The sequence below is a fragment of the Paenibacillus sp. JJ-223 genome, assembly GCF_927798175.1.
In the GTDB taxonomy this organism is placed as follows: Bacteria; Bacillota; Bacilli; order Paenibacillales; family Paenibacillaceae; genus Paenibacillus; species Paenibacillus hubeiensis.
Genome location: NZ_CAKMMP010000003.1, coordinates 179,745 through 198,320 on the forward strand (window position 1 = coordinate 179,745; position 18,576 = coordinate 198,320).

Sequence of the window (18,576 nt, forward strand, 5' to 3'; positions counted from 1 at the left end):
CTAAACTAGAGGAGAGACTTGTCATGAAGACGAAAAATCGCATATTATTCAAAACAGCCCTGCTGTCCATATCCTTGGTCTTGACGTCAGCGAGTGCTATTTCGGCCATCATTCCGATGATGCTGGACCAGTTATCGGACGTATCCAGCTCCCTGATCGAAAGCGTAGTCACGATTCCTTCCTTCTCCATGATGCTGTTTGTGCTGCTGAGCGGCCCGATTTCTTCTAGGTTGGGCAAAAAAAATACGGTGATGCTTGGGCTCCTGCTGGTGCTGGCCGGGGGAATCCTGCCGATGTTCACAACAAATATCACTTGGATTCTCGCGTTACGACTGGTACTCGGCGCCGGGCTTGGCATATTCAACTCGCTTGCCGTCAGCTTGATCAGCGACTTTTTCGAAGGAGACGAACGGGCCCAGCTGGTGGGATTCCAAAGCGCCGTTCAAGGGCTGGGAAGCAGCCTCGCTACCTTTGTAGCCGGACAGCTTGCCTTGATCGACTGGCAGTTTGCTTTCTTGTGTTACGCCATTACGCTTCCTATAGCATTGTTGTTTTTCCTTGTCGTACCTGAACCAAAGCGCGCCGAGCCTGTTTCACAGACTCCCGAAGAAACGGGCACCAAAAGTCGTGGAGTATCGATGCCTGTGCTTGGATTGAGTGCTGCATTGTTCCTGTTTATGACGTTTATCATGATCGTGTACACCAAAACGGGCATTATGATTAGCGAGAAAAGCATGTCGAATGCCGGATTTTTGGGGACCGCGTTCACATTGTTTTCCTTGTCGTCCATGGTCGCCGGGTTCTTGTTTGGCAAAATATATACATGGTTCAGAAATTACGCCCCATTTATTTCAAGCTTGTTGACGGCAGCAGGTTTTGTGCTGCTGTGGTTTTCGCAGAGTGTTACCATGGTAACGATCGCCATGCTGATCATTGGGTTTAGCTTTGCATTGTTCATCCCTTATATTTTTACGACGCTGACCAAAATCGTGCCCAAAGGCAGCGAAACGATTTCCATATCGATTGCGATGGTAGGCTCCAATTTGGGAGCGTTCGCTTCACCTTACGTCATCAACGCAGTCGGCACGATGTTTGGCAATGGCACTGCATCATTCGCATTCCTCGTATCTGCGGTTGTGTTCACGATTGCTGCGGTGATCTGTCTGGGGATTGCCGTTAAAGGAAAGGCAAGTCGAAATCAGGCGTCCGTGCTGGGAGGTTAACGGTTTTTCTCTGAAAGTAGTATCCATCCACGGGCAGTCCGCTGCCCGTTTCTCCATGATCAAGCAAAGAGGGGGTGTCGCTCGTGGATCTTCAAGAGCTGGATCGCTTGCTGCGAACCAAAACGGACATCGAACGGTTGCAGCAGCGGAACAATGAGGTCATCAACGATCTTTCCGCAGAATCCGAAGACGAACGGTATTTCGACATGCAGCGGAAGATGTATCGCATGCCCGCATCGTTTTTCTTTGGCAAACGCGATATTTATATTAAAAAGCACAACCGCTTCGCTCCGATGCTGGAACACATGCACGAATTCATTGAGTTGAACTATGTGTATTCGGGAACGTGCCATCAGATTATCGCCGGTAAAGAAATTCAGCTGGGCGAAGGTCAGATGTGCGTGCTGGACAAGGATGTGCCTCATAGCATCGCCCCGCTCGGGGAGAACGATATCCTTATTAATATTTTGCTGCAAAGGGAGACGATCTCTTCGCTGTTCCTGCAGCGGTTGTCGAAGAAAAAAAGCTTGATTGGCGAATTTCTGGCCAACTCGGTGCTTCAGCATCAGCACCATGATCACTTCATTATTTTCAAATCCCAGGATCACGACAACCTGCAATATATTTTGCGAAGAATGTTGATAGAGTACTATTCCGAGCAGGACGATTCGATGGAATTGGTGAAGGCGTACATGCAGATCGTGTTTGGGGAACTGGTCCGCGTATTGGAAAGCGAGCACAACATTCGCCTGAACGAGCAGGAGAACAACATCACGGCCATTTTGAATTATATGGAGGAACATTACAGGAATTTGAGCCTGCAGCAATTGTCCGACCATTTTAGCTATAACAGTACCTATTTGAGCAACAAGTTGAAAAAGGTAACCGGTTTGACGTATACGCAGCTGATTGCCAACATCAGGTTGAACGCGGCTTATTCCTTGGTCGTGAACACCCAATTGCCGTTTGAGACGATTTTCAAACAGGTCGGCTATGAGAGCATGAGTTTTTTTTATAAAAAGTTTAAACAAGTTTATGGGGCTACCCCGCAAACCATTCGCAACAATCCGTCGGCCGCGTTCTGAAGAGCAGACATCTGGCAGCGTTGGTTTGTTTTAAGTTCCAATAAAGAAAAGCTCTTGCCCGGAGTGACGGACAGGAGCTTTGTTCTATGAAAAAAATGCGGCAGGCCAGAGCACGGTTACAGAGGGATATTCAGCCATGGTTCAAGCTTCTTTTTTAACGTTTCCTTGTCGTATTGCACATATTGATTTGCCCGGTTGCGGGTCGGATCTCCCGCATAGAACCGTTCATAAAGATCATGCCTCGCTCCAAGCGGACTGCCCGTTATATCCCAAGCAAGCTGGAACAGGCGGATTTTTTCTAAAGCTTGCATTGTCGTTCCGCCAAGGTATTTGTCCAGCAAAGGTCTCAGCGGTTCATTACGATCGAAGTTTCCGGAGGGAATCTGGATCAGCCCGCCTGCAGCGATGGTTTTCAAAATTTCCACGGCACGCGGATAATACCGGCTTCCCAAATTGCGGGCGGTTTCGATGAATTGGAATGAAGGAAGCCAGTTGCCATGCGCGTCCGATTTGGCCTGGGCTTCAGAAGCGATGATCAGTCCCTCGATAGTTTGCATCTGACTGATCATCTCCCCAAGCTGTTCCTGAACGTTCAGGAAGGAATCCACGCCGATTTCGTTGGCAACCGCCGAGGTTACGGCCGTTATGAATTCCAGTTTTGCATGCAGACGAATGATGCTCTGGTGGTAAGCCAAGCTGGACGATGCGGCATTGCTGCGGATCTGCCACAATGCTTCCGGATTGTTATGTATGAGCACACGCTCCCAAGGGACCAGTACGTCGTCGAAAAAGAGGATCGCGTCCATTTCATCATAATGTGCACTGAGCGGATGACTTGGGTCGGGGGTCTTCGCAGCAAAAGATTCCCGGCATACCAGGTGCAAGCCCGGACTTGAGACAGGCACGATGACCATATGGGCCAGCTCCGGACGATCTGCCGGAATTCGCTGCACCGGATAAACGACGATATCATCTGCATAAGGGGCCGCAGTGGCTACCATTTTGGCGCCACGAAGGAATATGCCTTCGGCATTTGTTTTAACAACGCGCAGCATGGCGTCCTCATCTTGGCCGACAGGCAAGGCTCGGTTGATCTGCGGATCGCGCTGCACAATGGTTAGGAACGCGTCTTTTCGTTTAGCTTCCTGATAGTAGGCTGCTAATTTGTCTGCATAATAAGGATCGTATATTGCCATGTCATGGCGAGTCGCATACCAGCCAGTCAGACGGGAGCGGGCGTAGTCCGATAACCGGCTCATGACGCCATGGGTCCGGTCAGCCCAAAGCCGAAAGGCACCCGCTCTGCGTTGGATATCGTTAGGGGAGAGGGGGAGTTGAAAAGCGCGGTGAACATATCCTGCCGTCTGCTCGTCCCAAAAAGCGACTGTATCCCTCGTTTCGGGTTCATCCGCCAGATTGAACAATCGTTCTATCGTTTGCAGCGTTCCCTGAAAAGCCGGGTGATGGGGAATGCTGACACGTTCACCGTCCAACCACACATTCCGATCGTCATTTAATCTGTGAATATATGCTTGTCCACGAGACATCGTTAAACTCATTATGTATGAGCCTCCTTATTGGCATAAGCTGCGAATCCTCGAGAAGCCAAGTTAAGTGAACAGAAGAAGTTGGGGTTCGATACAATTTGTATCTTCTGAAAGAATAACGCTCCTATGTCCGAAAAGTCAACGTTAACCGTCTAATGCAGCCAATAAGCTCGGCCATGGATCACAGCCAGGGTAGGACCAGATTCAACGAAGGTCGAAGTATCGCTTTCAAGAGAACATCAAGGACAAAAAAAAGATGTTCCTCTCAACAGGAGGAGCATCTTTTCCTTTTTCAATAACAAGGTATGTTCAGTAATATCAAAAAAGAATTGAACTAAAACAAACGCCATGATATACTCAATAGCGTCATTGACAAAACAAATAAATTGTGTTACTAATTTTATCCCTAATTTAATTATACACTCTGGATTTGGGATTGTCAATGCTCTTTTTCGCCCAACAACTTGGAAGAGGAGCGTGTCCTAAACGTGATCAAGAACAATGAATGGCATCAAGAACAGGAACGGCTGGAACAGGTCAAAATTAAACTGCAAGCGAGAATGGATGAACTGGAGCCCGAGGTTGCAGGGCTGGGAGATCAGGCCAGCGACATCCGCAAACGCTTCTGGGAAGAAGTCACGATCAATACGGCTACGGATGAAGACTTCGAGGAAACCTTCTATACGATTAAACAGCAATCCGCAGTGCTGGCAGAAAGGGAACGCAGTCATAAGCGGTTGGTCCAGCAATGGAACAATATGAAGCGTTTGTTAACGTCCCCGTATTTTGGACGGATCGACTTTCACGAGAAGGGGCTTAACTCCAGTGAACAGGTTTATATCGGGGTTTCTTCCTTCCTTGACGAAGACGGGTTGAATTTTTTGATCTATGACTGGCGTACGCCCATCGCGAGTTTGTACTACGACTATTCTCCAGGGCCAGCCTCCTATGTCACGCCGGTCGGAAAGATCGAAGGCACGATGGAGCTCAAGCGGCAGTTTCAGATACAGAACGGGAAAATTCGCAACATGTTTGACGCTACCGAGACGATCGGGGACGAGTTATTGCAGCAGGTGCTCGGCAAAGGCGCGGACTCGCAAATGAAGAGCATCGTGGCAACGATCCAAAAAGAACAAAATGCCATCATCCGCGACGACCATCACCGGATGCTCATCGTTCAAGGTGCAGCCGGCAGCGGCAAAACTTCTGCGGCACTGCAGCGGGTGGCGTACCTGCTCTATAAACATCGTCAGACCATCAGGGCGGATCAAATCGTTCTTTTCTCGCCGAATCCGATGTTTAACAGCTATATCTCCACCGTCCTTCCGGAGCTTGGCGAGGAGAACATGCAGCAGACGACGTTTCAAGAGTATCTGGACTATTGGCTGGGTTCCGCACTCCGTCTGGAGGATGTTTTTGATCAGATTGAATATGTGCTGACTGCGCGAGGTTCGGCAGGATATGAGGCCCGCATTCAAGGCATCGAATACAAAGCTTCCGAGGTTTTCATGCAAGCCCTGCAAAACTATGGAGTGTGGCTGGGGCAAGAAGGCATGCAGTTCAACAGCATCCGGTTCCGGGACCGTGAGCTGATTACGGCAGAGCAAATGAAGACGACATTTTACGGTTATGACCGTTCCTTGTCCGTGGTTAACCGCATCGCTCTTTTGCAGGAATGGCTGCTGAAAGAGCTCGCATCGCTTGAGCGTGCGGAACGGGATGCGCCTTGGGTAGAGGAGGAATTGAGTTACCTCGATAACGACCAATATGCGGAAGCTTACCGCTCATTGCACAAAGAAAAGGAATTGTTGGATCTAACGGAGCACTATGCCGTCGTTCGTGAGAAAATAACCAAGCAGCGCCGGGGCGATGAGGGCGATTTCGACTATGCCGTAAAAGAGGAACAGTTGCTGCGCCGCAAGGTCGTGAAAGAACGCTTTGCACCGCTGAGAAGAAGCGTAAGGAAATTTAAGTTTGTGAATGTTCAACGCATATATGCCCAATTGTTTGCTGACGAGTCCGTTTATCGGGAGAGAACGAATGGCGCTGCAACGCCTCCGCTTTGGTTGGAAATATGCAAACAGACCAAGGAAAAGCTGATGAGGAACGAATTGTTTCATGAAGACGCGACGCCGTATCTGTATGTCAAGGAAATGATCGAAGGAGTCCGAACGAACACGGATATTCGGCATGTCTTTGTTGATGAGGGCCAGGATTATTCACCCCTGCAATATGAATATTTGAAAAAGCTTTTCCCGCGTGCCAGGATGACGGTGCTGGGCGACTTCGGGCAAGCGATCTTCTTGCAGGCGACAAGTCTGGACGCAGATGATTCGCCGCTGCTTCGTCTTTTTGGGGAAAACGAAACCAGACTTATTCGTCTTGTGCGCAGTTATCGTTCAACCCGGGAAATCGTCGAATTCACAAGATCGATGCTTGCGGACGGAGAGGGGATTATGCCATTTCAACGCGGAGGCCATAAACCGATCCTGGTGCAAACGGAAGGTGCGGATCAGCGCTATTCGCAAATCTGGGCAGACATCGATGGACTTATGGCCGAAGGGTTCGATTCGATCGCCGTCATTACGAAGAGTGCATCCGAAAGCCGGGAGGTTTACGAATCGCTGCGTGTTCATGGAGGTGAGAAGCTTCGCTTGATCACAAAGGATACCTTGGGATTTCATAAAGGAGTCATGGTGATTCCCGTATATCTCGCCAAAGGTGTCGAGTTCGATGCCGTCCTGATCTACGATGCTTCACCCGAAACATACGCGCAGGAAAACGAGCGAAAGCTTCTTTATACCGCGTGTACGCGGGCCATGCATCGTCTTCATCTGTATACGACCGGTGAATGGTCGCCGTTTGTGCAAGCACTGCCTGCGAATTTGTATGAATTGCGTTCTTATTGAAAATTTCAATATATGCGGCAATTGACGCTCGTACGGTATTGGTGATAGCTTATATACATCGATATTAAGCCAATAATTTCAATGTGAATGAAGGGGGTATCATACATGACGCATATAGTGCAAGCTGCCGCTGAAGATGTGCGCAGCAAGGATTCGGAACAATTGATTCGGGAGTTAAGCATCGAATTGGGTGCATTATATGGCGGCGACGGTACGGCTGGTTTCTCGCCGAGCGACGTGGAGGGACCACGCTCGGCCTTTATCGTGGCCCGTCTTGACGGATATCCCGTCGGTTGCGGGGCAATCAGGCCGCTTGATGAAGATTCGGTGGAAGTGAAACGGATGTATACCCGCTCGGATTTCCGGCGCAAAGGCGTGGCGCAGGCGATATTGGCCGAAGCGGAGCGGTTGGCGCGGGAATTCGGCTATAGCAACCTGAAGCTGCAAACAGGACCGAAGCAACCGGAAGCGGCAGCGCTTTATGAACGGGTTGGTTATTATAGAATCCCGATTTTCAGCGGTGAATGGGAGGAAGTGCTGGCGTATCAGAAAGATGTCGTGCGCGAGCCAGTTTAATGTTTTGGGCTTGTAACGCGTGGGCACAGCGACCAAATAAATATGAAAATTGGAGATTACTTTTACTTTGCGAATAGAAAAAGTATACGAATACGATATAAGCCATGAATTGCAATCAGAAATACAAGATTTATTGATCGCCAGTTTTCCGGATGTGTACCCTGAGCACCGGATTTATTTCAAGCAATTGCCGCATTTGCGATTTCTGGTTTACAACCAGGAAGATCGACTCGTCGGACATGTTGGATTGGATTACAGAGTCATGAATTTAAACAAGAAACCGATCAGGGTACTCGGCGTCATTGATTTATGTGTCTCACAAAGCGCCCGTTCCCAAGGAATAGGCTCGTCCTTGCTGGCGGAATTGGATCAATTTTGTGCGGGTCGAAATATTGACTTTATCCTTTTGTTTGCGGATAACATGACTTTATATTTGAAAAATGGCTACAAACCGGTGAAGAACAAATGCAAATGGTTGAAAATCGATGATGGATTTCAAACTTCCATTGGCTTAGGCCATGAAGCCATGGACGAACTGATGATCAAAAAAGTAGGCAAGATCGATTGGGAAGAGGCAGATCTGGACTTATTAGGCTACCTCTATTGAGGAGGAGAACGTGGGGTACGTTTGTTGAACAGGAGACGACGACTGATCTTAAAACGGTCAACCGGCAGGGCCGATAAAAAAATAATACCGAAGAGAGTCGCGCAATTTGCGGCTCTCTTTTCATATTTATAAGAAATAACGCTGAAAGGAGGACAATGTAGCCAAACCTTTCAGCGGCCCATACCTCCAATTTAATGATGCGGCAACAATCCGTTTGCCTTCCGTTTACATTAGAATGAAGGGGCGGATCTTCCCACAGCAGCGGGGAATACAGGCAGGACGCGCATCCTTGGGATTATTGGCAATCGTATGCAGCGGCTTGTTTGGTCAAAGTCATCTTGTTGAAGTTATCTGTTCATTTTACAGAACACATCATTTTACGCAACGATCGTTGAATGCCCAGGACTTGCTTTTCCTGTGATCCACAAGGGTGGTGGAATATTCCTGAGTCGTGAACATTGTGTGACTTCCTACGGTCTTAGGGGGAAGGGGGTTGCGGACCCTGTGGCGAGTTATTATTGAAGCAAAAAAGCGTAAAAGCGTATATATGAGCATATGAGAAAGTGTTGGTTCAATGTTAAGCAATGTAACTCTATGTCAAAATTTTGATATACGCTTTCATTCCGTTGATCTTGTCCGCAACGTCCCTTATATTAACTTCGTTACATACACACAGAGGGATGGTGGACAATGTTGTTCGGGAGTAAAGGAAAGAAAATGCTGGCCATGCTTGCGCTGGTTCCGCTGACGACAGGCTTGGTAGCGGGAACAATCATGCCTGCAGGGACGGCACATGGCGATCCGGTAACGGGAAATAACCCCGTATCGACAACGAATGTCACAGGATCGTGGCAGACGGGAGATCTGCATGTGCATACGTTTGAGTCGGATGATGCACAGAATTCGCTCAAAAATGTGCTGGACAACGGTCTGAACAAGTATGGGCTGGACTGGATTGCGATTACGGATCATTTGCGGACGTCCAAGCGTGATGCTGACGGTAATGTCATTAAGAACGGGCCTATCCCCATGTCGCTCGGCATGAATGAATATCAAGTTCCGCAGATTAAAAAGCTGCAGGAAGAGGGGAACTACGCTGGCAAAACGATATTCTCCGGTTTTGAGTGGGACATGCCCACACACGAACATGTCGGCGTGGGCATTCTGACGAATGAACCCAATTCCACCGAGGCACTTGAAGCGGCCAAGGAATTTGAATATCGGTTCACGAATCGTGATGCCAATATGTTCGACGCCGAGGATGTAGCCAAATGGAATGCGGAAGGAGCGCGTGCCTATTCGACGCATCAGGATGCGCTTACCGCCATTGAATGGCTCTCCACTCATTATCCGATGACCAGTTATGCCATGATTAATCATCCTTCGCGCGGCAAAAACAAATATACGATCGCCGATTTCCGCGATTTCAACGATCTGGCCCCCGAAGTGGTCTTCGGTATTGAAGGTATGCTAGGCAACCAGATGGAACCGGATCGCGGCGGGTATAACACCTCTTACAATACATCGAATCCAGCCGCCGATGACGGCTACAAGTACCGCACATATGGCGGTGTCGATTACATGGTTGCCAAAGTGGGCGGTCTATGGGATGCATTGCTTGGAGAGGGACGCCATTTCTGGAATTATGGCAACTCGGACTATCATTTCAAAACGATTGACCCGAATTCCAGCGGTTATTTCCCGGGCGAGTATGCCAAAACCTATGCTTGGGTAGAGGGTTCGGGCATGCAAGCGGTGCTTGACGGACTGCGCTCGGGCAAATCATTTTCCGTATTTGGAGACTTGATCAATGCCTTGGATTTCACGATTTCAAGCAACGATTCCCGATCCGAAATGGGCGAGGATTTGCAAGTGACCCAAGGGGACGACATGGAAATCAAAATCCGCTTCAAAAGCCCGTCGACCAACAATTATGAAAATCCGATCAACAGCGGCATCAAGGTAGGGCAAGCCCCTGTCGTGGACCACGTTGACCTGATCGCCGGCGATGTGACCGGCAAAGCCCGAAAAGGGACACCGGAGTACAGTAAGGATACCAATGATTCTACCCGCGTGTTGGCAACGTTCACCTCGGATGATTGGACGACGGACGCGGAGGGATACAATGTCATCACCTATAAGATCAAGGCAACGGATAAGGATCAATATTTCCGTTTGCGCGGAACGAACCTGGGCATGAACGTGCAGGGAGAAACGGTAAACGGGGAACCGCAGCTGGACCCCAAAGTAACCACGGCGGATGCTGCAGCCCGATTCAATGAAATCAACGATAACAATTATCGCGATCTGTGGTTCTATTCCAATCCGATTTTCGTAAGCGCAGCGCCATACAGTGATGAGCAGGCCGTTAACGATACCATTCAGGGCATCGATCTGGGTGATCTGAACGCGGTCACAACCGACCTTACGCTTCCTGTCAGTGGCGAACATGGCGCAGCGATCCGTTGGTCCAGTTCCAGACCGGAGCTGATAAACGATGAAGGCAAGCTGTTAACCCAGCCGGATAACAATGAGCAGCTGGAGCTGACGGCAACCGTAAGCCGCGGCGGCGTGACGGATACGAAGGTGTTCAAGATCATCGTCGAAGGACGGAACAATCAGGCATTGGTGTTGAAAGGAACGATGACCACGGCGGATGCGCAGCCGTATCGCACGGACACATGGACCAACCAGTCTGTCACGTTGAGCGTCACCAGCGCGGTATATGCTCCGGCAGCTTCAGCGACCATAGAGTTGTCCCGGGATGGGGGAGAAAGCTATGAATCCTATGAGGAAAATACGCCGGTTGAAGTCACCGAACCTGGTGAACATTCACTCTTGTTCAGAGCTACCGATAATCTGGAACAGCAGTACACACTTCCGCTTATCGTCAAAATTGATCGGGAGATTCCGGTGATTATGTTACAGGGCAGCAGCCAAATGACCCTGAATGTAGGAGATACGTATAACGAGCCTGGTGCACAGGCAGCGGACAATGTGGGCATCGACGGTTCCGTGAAAATAGAAGGTACAGTGAATACGCAAATACCCGGAATATATACCATTCGTTATCATGCGAAGGATTTTGCCGGAAATGAGGCACAAGAGGTAACGCGCACGGTGACTGTGCAGCCTCGTTCGAGCGGCGGAGGTTCCGGAGGAAGCGGCGGCTCTGGCGGCAGCAGCGGAGGCGGTAACCCTGGCAGCAGCACAGGTGGCAGCTCGCCAGCTGTACCGGCTGAACCTGCCAATCCTACAAACTCTACAAATCCTGCCAATCCGGGAGCGGAACCAGCTCCTGTGACCGAGGTCAAGATAGAGACTGGACCGGACCAGGCCGTGCGCACAGGCATTGATAACAAAGCTCAGTTTGACGCACCCGTTGGAACATTTCCAGGAAAGGAGACACTGCAACTTTCCCTGGTTCCTCAAGACGGATTGCCTGGTGCTTCATCGCTTAACGTTCTGGGAGAGGGAATCCGGATTACTAGAAACGAAGGACGTATTCTGAATAAGGACGCTTCCTTGACATTAAATTACGATTCTTCCAAACTATCCGACGGTGAACGCCCAGCGATCTATTATTACCATGAAAACCGCAAAAGTTGGGTATTCGTCGGCGGAGTCTCTCACGCCGCAGGCAGCATCACGGCAGATGTGAATCATTTGGGCACGTTTATCGTGGCCGGTTATGCACCGAAATCTCTTGTTGATCTGAATGGACATTGGGCGGCTGACTACGTGGATCGCTTGATGGGGATGAACGTCATTCAAGGTTATGGCGACGGCAGCTTCCAACCGTCCTGGAACGTCACGCGCGCGGAGTTTGTGACATTGCTCAGCAAAGCGCTGGCATTGAAACCTGCTGCGTCGGCTGTGGACTTTGCAGATCAAACAACGCTACCGTCCTGGGCTCGCGAGGATATTGCCGCTGCCGTAGAGGCTGGCATTGTAAAGGGATACGGCGATAACACGTTTAAGCCGGATCGTACGATTACCCGAGCTGAAATGGCCGTATTGCTCGCAAACGCGCTGAAGCTCAGCAGCGAGGTTCAAGTTGACACCAGCGGCCAAAATGGCAAGGCATTCGCGGATGCTTCGCAAACGCCAGCTTGGGCGCAGGAGGCTATGGATGCAGCGGTTCAAGCAGGCATCGTGGAAGGTTACGCCGACCATACCGTGCGTGCAGCAAACATGACAAGCCGTGCCGAAGCGGCAGCCATGATCTATAAGCTCCTGTCAGCTTTGCATATTTAAGATTGAACTCAAAGAAAAGCACCCCATTGCGGGTGCTTTTTCGTTGATATGGCGGACACCCGGCTGATCCAATCCGGTTAAACGCCATTCTTTATCGATTTGTTGATCATGAAGAGCTCTATACGGTTCACTCGAAGCGGAAATCGTCATCCGTCAGCGGTTCTACATTCAACGCACGAACGTATCCGTTGCCTTTTTTGGAGAAGAAATCATGCTGCTTGGTGTGTGTGCTGATTCCGTTCAATACGATCGGGTTTACTTCCGCGTCTTCGAACAATGGCTCAAAGCCCAGGTTCATCATCGCTTTGTTGGCATTGTAACGAAGGAAAGCTTCCACGTCATCGGTTAAATGAATCGGCGTATACAATTCTTCGGTGTAACGCAATTCATTCTGATGTAGGGTCTGAATTAAATCGACCAGGTGCTGATAAAGCTCGTTCTGCTCCGCTTCGTCCAAACCGGCGTATATTTCTTGGGCCAGCACGCCCACGTATACGCCATGAATGCTTTCATCCCGCAGGATCAGGTCGATGATTTCACCGCTGCACGTCAGTTTGCCCTGCCCGGCCAAATAGAGCGGATAGAAGAACCCGCTATAAAACAAATAACTTTCCAGAAGCACGGAAGCGGCCATGGCCATGTATAAGTCTTTGGGCGTTTCAATGCTGGTGTAGTACTGGCGGATGATCGAAGCTTTCTTTTGCAAATACGGATTTTGTTCGACCCACCGGAAAATTCCGTCGATCTCCTCGGTCGTTGCCAGCGTCGTGAAAATGCTGCTGTACGACTTGGCGTGAATTTGCTCCATCATCGCCATAAAACCAAGCACGGCCTTGCGTTGGAGTCCATCGACATGTTCCATGATTTGCGGCATGCCCACGCCGCCCTGAATGGTGTCCAGGAGGGTTAATCCCCCAAGGACTTTCATGTAAGCTTCTTTTTCCTCATCGCTGAGCGTTACCCATGTCATCTTGTCATCGGATAGAGGGATTTCATCATCGATCCAAAATTGCATAATATTTTGATTCCAGAACATCAGCGTGAAATCATCATCCGGGCGATTCCAGTTCACGGCTTGAATAGGCTGCATCTTATATCAAACTCCAATCGTCATACCCGCAGGTAAATTAGTTTAAATGGAACAAGCGATGCACTCTTCCATCGTCAGCTTGTTCGTGCGTGTATAATACAGGGATTTTAACCCTTTATGAGCGGCATACAGGTAACAGCGGGCCAGGTCCCGGGTAGACACGTCGCTGTTGACGTGGAGAATCGTCGAGATCCCTTGGTCCACATGAGGCTGAATTTCCGCAATCAGATCAATCACTTTGAACTGGTCCATTTGATACGCCGATTTGTAATAGAACACATTATCCTTCTGCAGGTAAGGCATCGGGTAGTACGTCGTCGAATTCGCATAGGTTCGCGTTTCGATCTGTTCCACGATCGGCATGACGCTGGAGGTCGCGTTTTGAATGTAAGAAATGCTTGCCGTCGGCGCGATGGCCATTCTGTAGGCATGATATAGGCCGTGTTCCTGCACTTTGGACTTCAGCCAATTCCAATCATCCGTTGTCGGAACGAATATCCCCTTGAACAGCTCCTGCACTTTTGGCGTGCTAGGCGAGTAGTCCGTAGACAGGTACCGATCGAAATAAACTCCTGTCGCATAATCGGATGCTTCAAATCCGTGGAAACGTTGGCCCTTTTCTTTCGCAATTTCCATGCTTTTTTCCAAGGAGTGAAAATTCATCGTCATGAAGAACGTGCGTGCAAAATCCTTGGCTTCCAAACTTTCGTAAGCAATTTTGTTTTTGGCCAAATACCCGTGCAAATTCATGGCGCCGAGGCCGACCGAATGCATTTCCGAATTGGCCTTGGCTACGCCGGGAGCATTGGCGACATGGGTCATGTCGCTGACGGAAGTCAGCGCGATCATGCCCTCGTGAACGGATTCTTTGATTTTGCCGCTTTCCATGACATTCACGATATTGAGGGATGCCAGATTGCAGCTGATGTCTCTGCGAATGATATCGGGCTGGCCGTAGTCCGTAATTTCAGAGGTTTCCTGGAGCTGGAAGATCTCCGTGCACAGGTTCGACATTTTGATTTGTCCCACGTTTTTCAAGGGGTGTGCCTGATTGGCATTCGTTTTGTTAATGATGTATGGATAGCCGGATTCCAGTTGAACCATGGCGATTTTGGTGAGCATATCCCGCGCCATCAACGATTTTTTCTTTTTCACGCGTTCGTCGGCGACCAAGGTGTCGTACATCTCGTCCAGATCCATATCATCCAGGTGAATTCCGTAATTTTGGTATACGCTATATGGTGCAAAGAGGTAAAGAGGCTCATTATCCTGGGCCAGCTTATAAAAACGATTCGGAACGATCAACCCGATGGAGAGGGTTTTCAGGCGAATTTTCTCATCGGCATTAATTTTTTTGCTATCGAGCAGTTCCATGACGTCCCAACCGAAAATATTGTAATAAGCCGCACCGGAGCCTTTGCGTTGACCCATCTGGTCCGCGTAGGAGAAGCCGTCTTCCATCAGCTTGAGCACGGGCGTGATGCCTTTGGCAGCACCTTCCACGCCTTTGATGGCTTCGCCCCGGGCGCGCAGCTTGGACAAATTCACGGCAACGCCGCCGCCGATTTTGGACAACTGCATGCATGTATTCAGCACATAGTTGATCGAGTTCAAGGAATCGTCCATTTCGAGCAGGAAGCAGGATACCAGCTCCCCGCGTCGGCTTTTGCCCGCGTTCAAAAATGTCGGAGTGGCAGGCTGCAGGCGCTGTTCCATCATGGAACGGGACAACAAAGAAGCTGTGTCGAAGTTTCCGCGACCCAAATGCAGCGCTACGGCTGCCACGCGATCCGGATATTGCTCCAGCACCGTTTTGCGATCATAGCTTCTCAGCGCGTAATCGGTATAAAATTTCGAAGCTGCCATGTAGGAAGGGAAGCGATGCTGGTAACTGCGCGTGATTTCAAAGATTCGTCTCACTTCATCGGCAGTGTAGGAAGCATAGAAGTCCTCGTAATAATCATTCTCAATCATATAGCTGACTTGATCGTCGATGGTGGCAAAACGCATGCTCTTTTCTTCGATCTCTTTCATGAACTCGGCTACAGCTTCCTGATCCTTATGTAACTGGAAAAAGCCATCGGAGTCGCGCTGCAGCAGCATGTTGTTCAATTCAATATGTTTCAAGGCGGCTTACCTCCTGTTCAAAATGCTCTACGTCTTTTTTGGTGCCGGACAGCTCGAATTTGCTGATTACAGGCACGTTATAGGATGCGGAAATCAAATCCGCGCTTTTGGCGAAACGTTCGCCCCAGTTGCGGTTGCCGCTCGCGGCAACGCCAATCAAATGTTTGGAGTTTTTTTGCAAAAAAGAAGACACCTTGTCAGGTATCTGTCCAAAACCTGTTGTATATGTCACGAGTACGTACGGTTCGTCGATCGTCATTTGACTATTGATCTGGATGGCCGGCATGTGAAGCTTGGAGATGAATCTCTTCACATTGCCAGTGATGGAATCATACACGATCAGCAATATCATTAACCTCCTTAAACGTAAAAGCTATCTATAAATACGCTATATGTAGATTGCTTTTCTAATTCTATATCAATATATAGATTTGTCAATGAATATAAGGTGAACTCTTTCAAAATAGCGATGAGGGTGCATGGAATCAAATATGTGTGAAAATGGGAGAAGGATGAACCCGTTGTCCTGAATAACATTGTATTCCTGATCGATCGATTGCGTGATTCGGTGAGGAAGCGTAAGGAGGAAGGGAGGAAGCTTCGCAGTCGGGAGCGGTGGAACGAGGGGGGCGGCTAATTTTGTATGAGGAGACTCCATTTTGCTTGGGAGCTGAAGGTTATGTTAGGATACATAAGTGATTGGGAAAAAAATATAGAGGTGAGATCATAGTGAAAATAACATTACATAAGCAGAGCGATGTCGATATTTTAACTGAAATTTGGTACAAAGGCTCGGTTCAAGCCCATGATTTTATCGAAGAGGCTTATTGGCTTTCCAACAAAACCGAAATGAGAGACAAGTATATTCCGATGTCGGAAACCTATGTCATCTACGATCAAGAAGAAATCGCCGGATTCGTTTCGATGGTAGATGACTATTTGGCAGCGCTTTTTGTCGATCCATCGCGTCAGAATAAGGGATACGGCAAAGAGCTGCTTCGTTTTGTCAAAAGCAAAAAATCAAAAATCTCGCTAAAAGTGTACAAAGAAAATGCCTCGGCCGTACGTTTTTACGAGAAAAACGGCTTTCATGTCGTGGAAGAGCTTCTGGATGAGCAAACCGGTCATGAGGAATACCTGATGGAATGGAAAGAAACTGGAACAAATTTGTTTCCCTGATAAGTAAGCGAAAGTTCAATTCGAAAGTTCAATTAGGCATTCACAATAATCGATAAAGGCTCTGCGGGGTTAAGTACCTCTAGCAGAGCCTTGTTCTTCATGATGTATTTCAATCTCTTTATTGATACGTTTGTTTGATTGCCAATCTATACGACTTGGGGACGATCCCCTTATGTTTCTTGAACAGCTGGGAAAAATACGGCGCGTTGTCTTGCCAACCGGATAACATCAGCGATTCCGGGCGACCGTGCTTGCCGGAGATACGCCGTACACTTCCCGATAGAGCACATCCCTCACTTCTTCAAACTGTGAAGGGGTCAAATGCTCCGGATAACTCATGATCCGGAGGGACAAAGGCTGCTGTCCTGGGCGCAGCGGCGGTTGAACATAGGCAGCCTCCTCTAAATGGAATCCCAAACGCTCGTAAAATCCGATCCTTCTTCGCTTCAGCGAATCCTCGGGCAATTCCACCTCCAATACGATCGGCAGAGCAGACCTCTTCATGAAACGTTCCATCAGCCGCTTGCCGATGCCTCCACCGCGAATGCCCGGGGAAACGGCGATATTTTCAACGTACCGAAACGTCTCGAATTCCCAGCCTGCGAGGAAGGCAATGACTTCGTTCTGTTCATTCTTCTCGGTAAGAAGCAGATATCTCGAATTGGACAACAGCTTCAATTGCTGCGAATATTCACGATACTCAGCCTCCGGAAAAGATTGTTTCATAATGTCGTATACTTGATCGAACTGTTTTTGCAGCATCATACAACCACCCCTGAATGTAATCATCATCTTTGGATATTCACCACGATAAACCTTGGTATAATACTAAGGTCAAGCGATGCGGTCGCAAGTTGGTGTTATTATGACGGAGCAGCCCCTTTTTAAACGGGGGACGGATAAGGTCAGTTTCCGAAAAGAAGCCGTATTCAAAAATCCAGTTGTTGAAGGAGGCGAAGCATGGATTATTATTCACCGATGGAAGCTGCTTTAAAAGTAAAACCGTGGCCAAAAAATACGATTGCGGCAGGGCGCCGTCATTCCGTTGGCATTGCAGCGGACGGCACCGTGATGGCTGTAGGCGATAACAAACACGGCCAATGTGATGTCGGGGACTGGCGTGATGTGGTGGCGGTTGCCGCCGGTAACGTTCATATGGCGACCAATACGGGAAATGCCCATACGATTGGCCTTATATCGAACGGCACGGTGGTTGCCGCAGGTTGGAACAAGCATCATCAATGCGATGTAAACGATTGGCAAGATATTGCAGCTGTAGCAGCGGGTTGGCGGTACACGATTGGGCTTGGAGCCGATGGGAAGGTGGTTGCTGCGGGTCGAAATCATGAAGGCCAATGCAATGTTAGCCATTGGCGCGATATTATAGCGATCTCCGCGGGTGACTGGCATACTGTCGGGCTTCAATCGGACGGTATTGTATTGGCTGCGGGCAATAATCGGTATGGCCAATGCAATGTAAACGACTGGGACAATATCGTAGCGGTGGCGGCAGGTTACCTCCATACCGTCGGGCTAAAGTCGGACGGCACCGTAGTTGCTGCAGGGCGTAATCACGAAGGCCAATGTGACGTAAGCCATTGGAACGGGATCGTCGCCATAGCGGCGGGCAGTAATCATACGATCGGTCTTGGAGCCGACGGCACTGTAAAGGCAGCGGGTTGGAACAAGTACAGCCAATGCGATGTAGACAGCTGGAGGGATATCGTGGCGGTAGCGGCAGGCTGCACGCATACCCTTGGCCTTCAACAGAACGGCATCATGGTCGCTGTGGGAGACAATGAGTACGGTCAATGCGATGTAAGCGGTTGGCGCGGCATTGGACTGCCGGGGGAATCGTTTCGGGCATGCAGCGGCGAAATATAGTAAAGAGAATGCCATGGGGGCAGGCCAAATAGGTCTGCTTTTTTTGTTGGTCTTCATTTGTTAACTCGCCAAATCAACCATATCGCAAATTT

General features: G+C 49.2%; 13 protein-coding genes. 8 read left to right on the top strand and 5 right to left on the bottom strand.

The genetic code is table 11. The features are described from left to right. Nucleotides 1–23 precede the first annotated feature (23 nt). Nucleotides 24–1,223 carry an MFS transporter gene (locus tag L6H98_RS07160; protein ID WP_236413944.1) on the top strand — a complete coding sequence of 400 codons (1,200 nt, stop codon included), beginning with the start codon at nt 24–26 and terminating at the stop codon, nt 1,221–1,223. Between the two features lie 83 nt (nt 1,224–1,306). Beyond that, a complete protein-coding gene (locus L6H98_RS07165; protein WP_236413946.1) occupies nt 1,307–2,308 on the top strand; it encodes a helix-turn-helix domain-containing protein in 1,002 nt (333 codons plus the stop codon). A gap of 116 nt (nt 2,309–2,424) precedes the next feature. Here L6H98_RS07165 and L6H98_RS07170 read toward each other — a convergent pair whose 3' ends face one another. Further along, nucleotides 2,425–3,867: a 4-hydroxyphenylacetate 3-hydroxylase N-terminal domain-containing protein gene (locus tag L6H98_RS07170; RefSeq protein ID WP_236413948.1), complete on the bottom strand. Its 1,443-nt coding sequence runs from the start codon at nt 3,865–3,867 to the stop codon at nt 2,425–2,427. 479 nt (nt 3,868–4,346) lie between these two features. Here L6H98_RS07170 and helD point away from each other — a divergent pair, with 479 nt between their 5' ends. From helD to L6H98_RS07190, 4 genes are all read left to right on the top strand, one after another. Next, entirely contained in the window at nt 4,347–6,764 is a 2,418-nt protein-coding gene (gene helD / locus L6H98_RS07175) for an RNA polymerase recycling motor HelD (RefSeq protein ID WP_236414351.1), read from the top strand. 105 nt (nt 6,765–6,869) lie between these two features. Continuing rightward, nucleotides 6,870–7,340 (top strand): GNAT family N-acetyltransferase, encoded by a 471-nt coding sequence (locus L6H98_RS07180; protein WP_236413950.1) that lies wholly within the window; start codon nt 6,870–6,872, stop codon nt 7,338–7,340. 67 nt (nt 7,341–7,407) lie between these two features. After that, nucleotides 7,408–7,947, top strand: coding sequence for a GNAT family N-acetyltransferase (locus tag L6H98_RS07185; RefSeq protein ID WP_236413951.1), 540 nt, complete (start codon nt 7,408–7,410; stop codon nt 7,945–7,947). Nucleotides 7,948–8,637: 690 nt separating this feature from the next. Beyond that, on the top strand, nt 8,638–12,204 hold the full coding sequence (locus tag L6H98_RS07190) for an S-layer homology domain-containing protein (RefSeq protein WP_236413952.1): 3,567 nt from the start codon (nt 8,638–8,640) through the stop codon (nt 12,202–12,204). 127 nt (nt 12,205–12,331) lie between these two features. On the opposite strand, the gene nrdF is transcribed toward L6H98_RS07190, so the two are convergent. From nrdF to nrdI, 3 genes are read right to left on the bottom strand one after another with little or no spacing between them, the layout of a single operon-like run. Next, entirely contained in the window at nt 12,332–13,294 is a 963-nt protein-coding gene (gene nrdF, locus L6H98_RS07195; RefSeq protein WP_236413953.1) for a class 1b ribonucleoside-diphosphate reductase subunit beta, read from the bottom strand. Between the two features lie 42 nt (nt 13,295–13,336). Continuing rightward, a complete protein-coding gene (gene nrdE / locus L6H98_RS07200) occupies nt 13,337–15,421 on the bottom strand; it encodes a class 1b ribonucleoside-diphosphate reductase subunit alpha (protein ID WP_236413954.1) in 2,085 nt (694 codons plus the stop codon). Continuing rightward, nucleotides 15,408–15,767, bottom strand: a complete 360-nt coding sequence (nrdI, locus tag L6H98_RS07205) for a class Ib ribonucleoside-diphosphate reductase assembly flavoprotein NrdI (protein ID WP_236413955.1) — start codon at nt 15,765–15,767, stop codon at nt 15,408–15,410. The genes nrdE and nrdI overlap by 14 nt, the downstream gene beginning before the upstream one ends. 383 nt (nt 15,768–16,150) lie before the next feature. Here nrdI and L6H98_RS07210 point away from each other — a divergent pair, with 383 nt between their 5' ends. After that, nucleotides 16,151–16,600, top strand: coding sequence for an N-acetyltransferase (locus L6H98_RS07210; RefSeq protein ID WP_236413956.1), 450 nt, complete (start codon nt 16,151–16,153; stop codon nt 16,598–16,600). Between the two features lie 228 nt (nt 16,601–16,828). Here L6H98_RS07210 and L6H98_RS07215 read toward each other — a convergent pair whose 3' ends face one another. Then, nucleotides 16,829–17,365 carry a GNAT family N-acetyltransferase gene (locus L6H98_RS07215; RefSeq protein ID WP_236413958.1) on the bottom strand — a complete coding sequence of 179 codons (537 nt, stop codon included), beginning with the start codon at nt 17,363–17,365 and terminating at the stop codon, nt 16,829–16,831. A 195-nt stretch (nt 17,366–17,560) separates the two neighbouring features. On the opposite strand from L6H98_RS07215, the gene L6H98_RS07220 reads away from it, so the two are divergent. Next, complete coding sequence (locus tag L6H98_RS07220; protein WP_236413959.1) at nt 17,561–18,484, top strand: chromosome condensation regulator; 924 nt, start codon at nt 17,561–17,563, stop codon at nt 18,482–18,484. Nucleotides 18,485–18,576 lie beyond the last annotated feature (92 nt).

Excerpts from the sequence above, each read along its gene's own strand:
- nrdF (WP_236413953.1), bottom strand. The coding sequence starts at position 13,294 with ATGCAGCCTATTCAAGCCGTGAACTGGAATCGCCCGGATGATGATTTC.
- L6H98_RS07215 (WP_236413958.1), bottom strand. The coding sequence starts at position 17,365 with ATGATGCTGCAAAAACAGTTCGATCAAGTATACGACATTATGAAACAA.
- L6H98_RS07190 (WP_236413952.1), top strand. The coding sequence starts at position 8,638 with ATGTTGTTCGGGAGTAAAGGAAAGAAAATGCTGGCCATGCTTGCGCTG.
- L6H98_RS07170 (WP_236413948.1), bottom strand. The coding sequence starts at position 3,867 with ATGAGTTTAACGATGTCTCGTGGACAAGCATATATTCACAGATTAAAT.
- L6H98_RS07180 (WP_236413950.1), top strand. The coding sequence starts at position 6,870 with ATGACGCATATAGTGCAAGCTGCCGCTGAAGATGTGCGCAGCAAGGAT.
- L6H98_RS07160 (WP_236413944.1), top strand. The coding sequence starts at position 24 with ATGAAGACGAAAAATCGCATATTATTCAAAACAGCCCTGCTGTCCATA.
- L6H98_RS07220 (WP_236413959.1), top strand. The coding sequence starts at position 17,561 with ATGGATTATTATTCACCGATGGAAGCTGCTTTAAAAGTAAAACCGTGG.